This window comes from Ruoffia sp. FAM 26255, from assembly GCF_045528525.1.
GTDB classification, from domain to species: domain Bacteria; phylum Bacillota; class Bacilli; order Lactobacillales; family Aerococcaceae; genus Ruoffia; species Ruoffia tabacinasalis.
Genome location: NZ_JBGQQX010000010.1, coordinates 49,881 through 59,010, shown reverse-complemented (window position 1 = coordinate 59,010; position 9,130 = coordinate 49,881). Strand labels below are relative to the sequence as shown.

Sequence of the window (9,130 nt, the reverse complement as noted above, 5' to 3'; positions counted from 1 at the left end):
TTCGATATTAATTGATTTCCACGAAAATTGGGAAAATAACGCTCGGACATTCTTACAAGTGTAATGTGCATGATGACCAGATGATATAACTACATTGAGACTTTTACACAAGATTATGGACTTGACAGTTTTTTTGTCATGTAAGGTGAGAAATGGCCTCGAGCTTTGGGACGAGGCCGTATATTGAGGGAATCCGGCTTCGTGAGGTTTGGCGAGGCCGGATATCAGAGGAAAGTGGCTTCGTGTAGACTTAAGAGGCCAAATATCAAGCAAAACTGGCTTAGTCCATCACCACGAGGCCCAAAAAAATATTTGTATCAGCCTCTTTACCTTTAAATTTTAAAAGCCAATGAACAGATTCCTTTTTGTGGATTATATTCGATATACCATCATATACAAATTTATTTTTAAGCACAGCTAATAAACAAATGGTTAAGTTAGTGGATATCGAATATAATAAATAAACAAGTTAACTAAGCTTGCTTATTATAAAGTTCTTTTATATCATCAATAAAAATATGTTTTTAAAAATTTTGTACAGGAGAAAAGATATGAAACTAACAATGAGATTGTGTCTGTTGTTGCTTTGTTCAAGCATGTTTTTTAGTCAGGCTCAGCTAGTGAATGCAGAGACCTTAGGTGAGCAACGTGAGCGGGTTATTTCTAGTTTGATGGAGGTTATAAATGGGGAAGTTACTAGAGAGGAAGCCGAGCTCTATTTAGCTGAGGAAGAAGCTAATATTTTATCAACAGGAGAGAAAAAAGGGTATCAATTTTATGGTATTGATGGGAAACATTCAACGGCACATAGTATGACTGTTTCAGATTATTTGAACAGATATTTTGAAGAGAATACAACAGAAGCCGAAAGGGAAAAAATATATCCTTTTGCAGTAGAGTTTGATAAGTTGCCAAAAAATATGAGGTTTTATCATGTAGATAATACTGAGCGAGAATTTGCTGACTTTGATGTAACTATTGAAGATAACAAAATTTCAATGTATTACAGTTATTGGGGCCCTAATCGATCAAGGCAGAATGCTCTTTATTTGGAAGGACATCCAGAAGTCAATGAAACAAAAGAGTTAGCGGTCAAAGAATCGAATGGTCAGGATGAAAGATTGGTTCATATTAATAGTCGAATTATTACTGAACCGTTACGAGATTGGCAATATATCATTTATTTCTTTTATAATAATCAAGGTGGGATTAGTTTATTGAAGTGGGATAATCATAATCAACCTGAAGTTTTTGAGGAATATGCGACCCTTGAGACTCGCGAAGAATTAGAAACTTTGGCAGCGAAGGAAAGAGGCGCTTCTACTATAGTACCGGGAGATTTAACTGAAAGTAATTGGTCAGTTCCTGAAGATTGGCGAATGTTATCCTCGCGACGAGGCGATATACCACCTGTAACGTGGGAACTACTGTCTACTCAATTAGATGAATTAGTTATTGAACCTGTCTTTCCACAAGATGGTTTAGTCACAGGTTATGTCAACCCATTATATAACATAGTGGTCACTATGACACAGACTATGAATGATGAGGTACTATCTGTCATTGAAACAACACCTAATGATGAGGGGTATTTTTCAATTGATGCCGACGCTGCGGTGGGGAGAGTTCCAACAATAACAATCCTAAATGAACAGGGACAACAAGTTTATGAAGCAGAATTGCCAATTGTACAGTACCAACCTACGGCGTTAGCACATGAATCGGGTTATCTAACGTTAGAACGGTATTTCGTAGGACAAAGTTATATTGAAGGGTATACTTATCCTTTTGCAGAAGTAAATATAATGCAATTAGACGGTTACGCTTCAACGGGCATCCCACCCATAACAGCGGATAGTAATGGTTATTTCTATGCGGATGTTAAAGCTCATCCAAATCATCTGACAACAAATGTTGTAACAGTTTCACATCCAGAAACAATGGACCCCATTACTGTTAGTCCATATCCCTGGACACAAGCTGAATTAGATAATGCAAACTGGTAGAAAATAAGGCACAAGCCATGTTATTAATGACTAATATGGCTTGTGCCTTTTTATTTGGAAGATATTATTCGTTGCTGAATCGGTGAGGGGCCTGAAAATGGCTGAAAGTGACTTCGTGTGGGTATACGAGGCCGAATATCAGAGAAAACTGGCCTCGTCCATCATCACGAGGTCCAAAAACCAAAATTTACAAAAACAAATTAATGGAATCCTCTCTTTTTTACGTATATATAAATAGGACTAAAAAGGGAGGCTGGATTATATTGAATAAACTGCAATTTTTGGAGTGTTTGAGTGACCGCTACAAGTTACCAAAAAATTTGGAGTGGCGGTTGGAGAATTACCGGACGGGCTTTATTGGTGAGGGCGAATGTTTGTTGATGCTGTTGCCAGAGATTCCCAAAAATTGGGAGGTTTTAGCAGATTTGAACTTTCCGCTGGTTGCTGGGCGTATGCAGATTGATATTATGTTGATCTCGTCACGTAAAGACTTTCATTTTGAGGTCAAGAATTTGATTCAGAATTAAGTATATGAAAATGGAATGTAGATGTACAATGGAAGAGAGATTGGCAATGATTTCTTTATTCAGATGAAGCGAGCGCGTGGGAATTTAGTAGAAAATTTACAGAAGATTGGGGTCAATGTTCCAGTGGTATCGAAGTTAATATTGATCAACGAGGAAGGTACAGTCAACATTATGGATGCGGATCAGCAAAGTATCTATATTAAGCGTTGGCACGTTAAAGGAATATGTACATAATGGGGCTAAGTTATATATGGCGAATGAATTCGACTTGAAAGATGGGCAATATTTTGCTAGTGATTGGATAACTCGCTAAGGAAATGATGACTATCCAAGAAAATGAAGACCCACGATCTGGCGGCGACCCCTATTATCCTGAGCCGCCAAGCAATCGGAAATAAATGGGAAATCGACACCTCAATACCACATCAATAAAGTCTCGATAGGGTGTTTTTCAACAAGTCATATTATCTAATTAAAAAAAGCTTGAGCAGATTATATTGTCTTTGCTCAAGCTTTTTTGTGCGTTTGATATTGCAGTTAATGATTCTACCCAACCGATCCTTCCATCTCATAAGCGATTAAACGGTTCAGTTCAACGGCGTATTCAAGTGGTAATTCTTTAGCAAATGGTTCAACAAAGCCCATAATAATCATTTCAGTGGCAGTTGCCTCATCTAGGCCACGACTCATTAAGTAGAAGAGTTGCTCTTCTGATATTTTTGAGACTTTCGCTTCGTGTTCTAAGGTCACATTACTGTTATGGATCTCGTTGAATGGAATCGTATCAGAACGTGACTTTTCATCCATAATAATTGTGTCACATTCAATATGTGAGATTGAACGGTCACTGTTCTTGTCAAAGTAGACCTGTCCAAGGTAATCAACATTTCCCCCGTCTTTGGCAATCGATTTTGAAACGATTGAACTCGATGTATCTGGAGCCATGTGGAAGATTTTAGCCCCTGTATGTTGATGTTGATTCTCACCAGCGAAAGCAATTGATAAGACGGTTCCGCGAGAACCACGTCCATTTAAGAAGACACTTGGATATTTCATAGTGACATTAGAACCAAGGTTCCCATCAATCCACTCCAGTGTTGCGCCTTCTTCACAGTGACCTCGTTTAGTCACAATATTGTAGACATTATCTGACCAGTTTTGAATGGTAGAATAACGACAATAGGCGTCTTTTTTAACGACAATTTCAACAACGGCAGCATGTAAGTTGGCATATGAGAAGGTTGGGGCAGTACATCCTTCAACGTAATGAATACTTGCACCTTCATCTACGATGATTAATGTACGCTCAAATTGTCCAGACTTTTCATTGTTCATTCGGAAGTAAGTCTGCAGTGGAAGAGTTGTTTGTACCCCTTTTGGTACATAGATAAAGGTTCCACCACTCCATACAGAGCTGTTTAATGCTGCTTGGAAGTTATCTTCTGAAGGGACAACACTACCAAAGTATTCTTTAACCAATTCAGGATAATCGCTTAAGGCAGAATCCATATCCGTAAAGATGATACCTAAGTTCTCATATGCACTTTTCATACGTGTATATACTGCTTCAGATTCATATTGAACTGTCGCTCCTGCTAAATAAGCACGTTCTGCTTCTGGGATACCAATCCGTTCGAAAGTCTTTTTAATCTCATCGGGAACATCATCCCAAGTACGAACAGGGCGGTTAGTTGCTTTTTGGTAATACGTGATGTCATTAAAGTCAATTCCAGATAGATCAGGCCCCCATTCTGGAATGGGTTTGTTCTTATATATTTCATAAGCTTTTAATCGGTAGTCTAACATCCATTCAGGTTCATCCTTCTCTTGGGAAATGGTTCGGATAACCTCTTCATTTAATCCCAATCCAGTCGAGAAAATAATCTCAGCATTATCTTGGAAACCAAATTCATAATCGCCGAGAACTGGTACGTCACTCATTGTATCACTCTCTTTCTATAATTCCTTCTTCTGTCTGAGCAATTTGACTCATGCCTAATTCAAGGGCTCTCCAAGCAAGTATGCCACATTTATAGCGTGCAGGAAATTTCTTAATACCTTCTAACAAGTAGGCATCTTGCAATACATCTTGTAATTGAGTCGTGTCCATTAAAGGTTTAGCTTGCGATTTCAGTTCTCCACCTATTAAATGGGTAAAGTTCTCTATAATCTCAAGCGCTTGCTCCTTTGTTTTGTTTTTTAACGTGTCACACATCATATCGGCGCTGGCCATACTAATGGCACAACCTTGGCCGGTAAAGCCAACTTCTTCAATTGTGTCATTATGCAGTGTGAATTCAACAACAATGGCGTCGCCACAAGTCGGGTTTAATAATTCAACACGATGAGTGTAATGGGCAATCGGTTTTTTATGGCGCGGGTTCTTTGAATGGTCCATGATGACTTCTTTGTAAAGACTCGTTAGATCAAATAGAGACATAATCAAAAAACTCCTTTATTTTCTTTGTTACTAACAAAAATTGTTCAACTTCAGCGGCAGTATTGTACATACCAACACTCGCTCTTAAAGTAGCCGCGACATCAAGGTTGCGCATCAATACTTGGGCGCAATGATGTCCAGCTCGTACAGCAATACCTTCCATATCATAAGCAGAGGCTGCGTCATGGGGATGAATAGTAGTAAAGTTGAAACTAATAATACCATGAGGATTGCGTGCAATGATATCAGGGCTCTGGTAAAGTTCAATACCATCAATTTCTTGAAGCCCTTGGTACAACTGTTGGGTCAAAGCGGCTTCATGTTGAGCAATGGCTTCAACACCAATTTGGTTAATATACTCTAAGGCCGTTTGTAAGGCGATCGCTTGTGCAATCGGTGGGGTGCCGGCTTCAAACTTCCATGGTGAGTCTTTATAATTACTCTCATAATCACCGACAAAGTGGATCATCTCACCACCATATTGAACGGGCCGTGCATGTTGGTGGTGTCTTTCATTTAAGTAACAAATACCAATCCCAGTCGGACCGTAAGCTTTATGCCCGCTAAAGCAATACGCATCAATACCTAGATCGTTCACGTTAATCGCTTGATGAGGGATTGCTTGAGCGCCATCAACAATCAGTAAAATATCGTGTTCGCGTGCCCATTCACTAAGAGCTTGGATCGGTTGTTCAACTCCAAGAACATTGGATACATGTTGGATCACGATGGCACGAATATTTTCTGTGTTTCTTTTCTTTAACACAGAAAGGTTAACTTGAAAATCCTCATTAAGCGCCATATATTCTAACTTTGCCCCCTTGCGTTGACAAAGTTCTTGCCAAGGCACGAGATTAGAATGATGTTCTAGAGGTGTTGTTAAAATAATATCATCGGTTTCTAGTTGGTCTTCAACAAGCCCTCTAGCAAGAAAATTAATCCCATCGGTGGTTCCACTCGTGAAGATCACTTCACTAGCATCCTTTGCACCAATGAAGTCCGCAATATATTGCCGACTTCCTTCGTAAGCACGAGTGGCTTGCTCGGCTAAAGTATGGACACCGCGGTGAATATTGGCATTATCATGATGGTAGTAGTCGGCTAATGCTTCAACAACTGAATGAGGTGTCTGGGATGTAGCTGCATTATCAAAGTATATTAAGGGTTCATTATTGACACTTTGTTCTAAGATTGGAAATTGGGCTCGAATAGACTGACTTTTCTCTTGAGAGAAGAGTCTTAAAGGTGTGAATGTCATGGTGTCACCTCCTAATAGTTGATACAGTTAATTTATTAATCATGGTTTAATGTTTTAAGTTTCTCATCAATGATCTCGACCATTTGTTGTCTTACTTTATTAGATGGCATTGTTTGAATCACTTGGCCTAAAAATCCTCGGATGAGTAAGTATTCAGCTTCCTCGTGCTTTAAACCACGACTCATTAAGTAATACAGTTGCTCTTCATCAACTTGACCCACACTCGCGGCGTGACCAGCTGTGACTTCAAACTCATCAATATATAAGATTGGGTTTGTATCCGCACGGGCATCATCAGAAAGCATCATTACACGGCTTTCCTGTTGTGCATCTGCGCCCTTAGCATTCTTAACGATATGGCCGATACCGTTGAACGTTAGACGCGCTTGGTCAAGAATAACCCCATGTTGGAAGATGTTGGCAGTTGTATTCTTACCAACATTGAGGACCTTCGTGTTAATCGTCTGTGTCTGCGATTGGTTACTGATACTAATAACATCAACGTTGGATGATGAGCCGTTACCATCTAAGACGGTATAACTATCTAAGATTGTATCCCCATTATTCATAGCCGCCACTGCCCAAGAAATATTCGCATCAGGTTGTGTCAAGCCGTAGCGGCGAATGAAACTTGTCGTGTTTGCTCCCAGTGAATCCATCGAGACATACTTAACACTAGCCCCATTGAGAGCAATCACTTCAACAAATAAAGTGGCACTATTGGATTTATCGCCGATCGTATTTGATTTCTCTAAGTATTCAACGCGACTATTCGTATCCGCTACAATTAAAATATGCTTATTGAATGCGAGTTCTTGACGACTGTCTTGTAGCAACACTGCTTCAATCGGCAAGTTCACTTCAACGTTTTTTGGAATATAGATGAATAATCCACCGTTCATAAAGGCTGTATGGTAGGCAGCAACTTTATCTTCTGCAGCAGGAATCGCACTGAATAGATGCGCATCCACTAACTCAGGAAATTCATTCATTGCAGTGAAGAGGTCTTGAATAATTACACCTTGCTCCATTAAGTCTGCTAGCACGAAATCAACATCCGTCGTATTACCACAGTGAGCGATGCGGGCACTCAGTTCTTGGTCATCCGAAAGCTTTAGGTTGTTTTTATAAGTAGTGACTAAGTCACTGGCACTGGCTTTTGGACTTGCAATCACTTGGCTGAATAATTCCCACGTTGGGTAGCTCATACGCTCTATAAAAGGTAAGGGCAGTGCTTCCCAAGCGACTAAGGCTTGTTGTTGTGCGTCTTGAAAAGATTGAGTAACGTTTGAGTATTGTGGAATTAAGCTTTTTTGTTCATGTAATGGTATTTGTGTCAAAGGTTTCACCTACTCTTTTAATTCAAAATCTAAGCCCAACTCTTTAACGATGCCGCGGTAACCCTCATCTTCCAGTCGTTTGGCTAATTCAGGACCACCTGATTTAACGATTTTTCCATCGATAATAATATGAACATAATCCGGTGTAATGTAGTTTAGTAATCGTTGATAATGCGTAATGATTAAAGCACCAAAGTTTTCGCCACGCATCTCATTTACACCACGTGAAACAACTTTTAAGGCATCAATATCAAGTCCTGAGTCAATTTCGTCTAAGATGGCGAAGGCTGGTTGAATCATCATTAATTGTAAGATTTCGTTTCTTTTCTTCTCACCACCTGAGAAGCCTTCGTTCAAGTAACGTTCTGCCATTTCTTCTGGCATGTTTAAGATGGCCATCTTTTCATCGAGTTTTTTAATAAATTCCATGACACTCATTTTGTCATCGTCAGCGCGGCGGGCATTAATGGCAGCTTTCATAAACTGGGCATTTGTTACACCAGGAATCTCGCTTGGGTACTGGACTGCTAAGAATAGCCCAGCTCGAGCACGTTCATCAACTTCCATTTCCAATACATTTTCACCGTCTAAGTAGATTTCTCCTTCGGTCACTGTATAAGCTGGATTTCCCATGATCGCCGCTGCTAAGGTTGATTTACCCGTTCCATTTGGTCCCATAATGGCATGGATTTCATCCGTGTTAATGGTTAAGTTTAGACCTTTTAAAATTTCCTTGTCTTCAATTGATACGTGTAAGTTTTTAATTTCTAATGTCTTCATTGATACCCTCCAATTATTCAATAAAAATGATGGCTCCATACTTTATTTATTAAATTAGTTAAATGAGCCGAGTGGCAAACGTTCATATAACTTTATTTTATATAATATAACACATAAAAAATTATAAAACTACTCTACTTTTACCATGTCTTTAAAATTTATATGAATTGGGAAAGCGTTTAGATAAATTAAGCACTAAGCTTGTCAAATTAGGAGGGTAGAAGAAAATCAGTCTATAAATAAATATCAAAAGTATCTCCACTCATCAGTAGCAAATACAATACCATAAACTATATAAGTAAATTAATAATTTCTATCCTCAAACTTTGAAAAAATCGTTTTAAACATGTTGAATTGTAATAATCATTGCGACAAATATGTTTCTTTACTTGATTAACAAGCGTTCGTGTAAAAATACGTCCAAAAAGGCAACCGTCGCAACCGTATCTTCTCGTGCACCGATTGGACCGCGACACATCCAACAGGGTGACTTTTTTCGATTTGATCAATAGAAAAGGGCGTCGCGCACCGGCTCGACGTACCGCAAATTGGTTTACGGTTCATCGTGCTGACTCACGACACTCCGCAAATCGACATGCGGTCCATCGTCCTGACTCACGACACTCCTCAAACGCAAATACGGTCCATCGCGCCACCTCACGACGCCCCGCAAACGCCAAATCCCCAAAAAATCTCATCAAAAAAAGAGCATCACCCACCAAGGTAACGCCCATCCCACCTAAAATTCAAGACCAAACTCCCAATACTTCTCAGCTTTC

Annotated in this window: 8 protein-coding genes; 3 read left to right on the top strand and 5 right to left on the bottom strand. The window is 39.4% G+C overall.

Annotated features, from left to right (window positions below):
* Positions 1-551: 551 nt before the first annotated feature.
* The 3 genes from ACEN31_RS03525 (at position 552) to ACEN31_RS03515 (ending at position 2,767) form a co-directional block, all read left to right on the top strand.
* Positions 552-2,006 (top strand): hypothetical protein, encoded by a 1,455-nt coding sequence (locus ACEN31_RS03525; RefSeq protein WP_407108646.1) that lies wholly within the window; start codon positions 552-554, stop codon positions 2,004-2,006.
* Positions 2,007-2,269: 263 nt separating this feature from the next.
* On the top strand, positions 2,270-2,533 hold the full coding sequence (locus ACEN31_RS03520) for a nuclease-related domain-containing protein (protein WP_407108645.1): 264 nt from the start codon (positions 2,270-2,272) through the stop codon (positions 2,531-2,533).
* Positions 2,534-2,554: 21 nt separating this feature from the next.
* Positions 2,555-2,767 carry a hypothetical protein gene (locus ACEN31_RS03515; protein ID WP_407108644.1) on the top strand — a complete coding sequence of 71 codons (213 nt, stop codon included), beginning with the start codon at positions 2,555-2,557 and terminating at the stop codon, positions 2,765-2,767.
* A gap of 312 nt (positions 2,768-3,079) precedes the next feature.
* On the opposite strand, the gene sufB is transcribed toward ACEN31_RS03515, so the two are convergent.
* From sufB to sufC, 5 genes are read right to left on the bottom strand one after another with little or no spacing between them, the layout of a single operon-like run.
* The gene (gene sufB / locus ACEN31_RS03510; protein ID WP_407108643.1) at positions 3,080-4,474 is read right to left on the bottom strand and encodes a Fe-S cluster assembly protein SufB; all 1,395 of its coding nucleotides are present in this window, start codon (positions 4,472-4,474) and stop codon (positions 3,080-3,082) included.
* Positions 4,475-4,478: 4 nt separating this feature from the next.
* Complete coding sequence (gene sufU, locus ACEN31_RS03505) at positions 4,479-4,973, bottom strand: Fe-S cluster assembly sulfur transfer protein SufU (protein WP_407089700.1); 495 nt, start codon at positions 4,971-4,973, stop codon at positions 4,479-4,481.
* Positions 4,960-6,231, bottom strand: coding sequence for an aminotransferase class V-fold PLP-dependent enzyme (locus ACEN31_RS03500; RefSeq protein WP_407101714.1), 1,272 nt, complete (start codon positions 6,229-6,231; stop codon positions 4,960-4,962). Before ACEN31_RS03500 ends, sufU begins: the two co-directional genes overlap by 14 nt.
* A 35-nt stretch (positions 6,232-6,266) precedes the next feature.
* Positions 6,267-7,535, bottom strand: a complete 1,269-nt coding sequence (gene sufD / locus ACEN31_RS03495; protein WP_407108649.1) for a Fe-S cluster assembly protein SufD — start codon at positions 7,533-7,535, stop codon at positions 6,267-6,269.
* Between the two features lie 45 nt (positions 7,536-7,580).
* A complete protein-coding gene (gene sufC / locus ACEN31_RS03490; RefSeq protein WP_407094076.1) occupies positions 7,581-8,351 on the bottom strand; it encodes a Fe-S cluster assembly ATPase SufC in 771 nt (256 codons plus the stop codon).
* Positions 8,352-9,130 lie beyond the last annotated feature (779 nt).